Source organism: Amycolatopsis sp. SID8362 (genome assembly GCF_010550475.1).
Lineage (GTDB): Bacteria > Actinomycetota > Actinomycetes > Mycobacteriales > Pseudonocardiaceae > Amycolatopsis > Amycolatopsis eburnea.
Genome location: NZ_JAAGNB010000945.1, coordinates 1 through 935 on the forward strand (window position 1 = coordinate 1; position 935 = coordinate 935).

Here is a 935-nt window from a genome sequence, read left to right on the forward strand (position 1 = left end):
CGGGGGAGCCGGGCCCGGCGCCGTGGTGGCAGCGGACCGCGGCCGCCCTTCGCGCGGGCCTGCACGACCTGTGCCAGGCCCTGCCGGACGAACCCGCCGGCCTGCTGCCGGGGCTGGTCCTGGGCGACACCAGCGGGCTGTCACCCCGCGTCGAGCAGGAGTTCGTCACCGCGGGCCTCGCCCACCTCACCGCGGTCAGCGGCGGCAACCTCGCCGTGGCCTGTGGTGCGGTTCTGCTGCTGCTTCGCCTGCTGCGGCTCGGGCCGCGGCTGTCGGCGGTGGCGGCCGGGACCTGCCTGGCGGGGTTCCTCGTGCTGGTCGGGCCGGAGCCGAGCGTGCTGCGGGCGGGAGTCATGGCGGCGGTGGCGTTGCTGGCACTGGCGCTGGGCCGGCGGGGTTCGGCACTGCCCGCGCTGGCGTTCGCGGTGTGCGTGCTCGTGGTGGTGGATCCGGCGATGGCCACCGACTTCGGGTTCGCGCTGTCGGTCTTCGCCACCGCCGGGCTGGTGCTGCTCGCGCCGCGCTGGGCTGGTGGGCTGGTCCGCCGCGGGGTCCCGCCGGGCTTCGCGGAAGGTCTGGCGATCCCGTTGGCGGCCTTCCTCGTGACGGCGCCGGTGCTCGCGGGGATGGCGGGCTCGGTGAGCCTGGTCTCGGTGCTGACCAACGTCCTCGCCGCGCCTGTGGTGGCCCCGGCGACCGTGCTCGGCGTGCTGGCGACGGTCACCGGCCCGTGGTGGCCGGGTGGCGGGAAGTTCCTGGTGCACCTCGCCGATCCCGAAGCCCGGTGGCTGATCACGGTGGCGCGGCACGGCGCGCGGGCCCCGGGTGCGGTCATCGGCTGGCCGGGTGGCTGGTGGGGCGGGCTGCTCGCCGCCGTCGTCCTCGGGCTGCTGGTGCTGGCCGCCCGGGTCCGGCGGGTGCGGTTGCTCATGGCG

At 77.0% G+C, this 935-nt stretch carries 1 protein-coding gene; it reads left to right on the forward strand.

Annotated features, from left to right (window positions below; all coding sequences use genetic code 11):
• On the forward strand, window positions 1-935 hold a 935-nt coding region (locus G3I65_RS29370), incomplete at both ends, for a ComEC/Rec2 family competence protein (protein WP_160698975.1).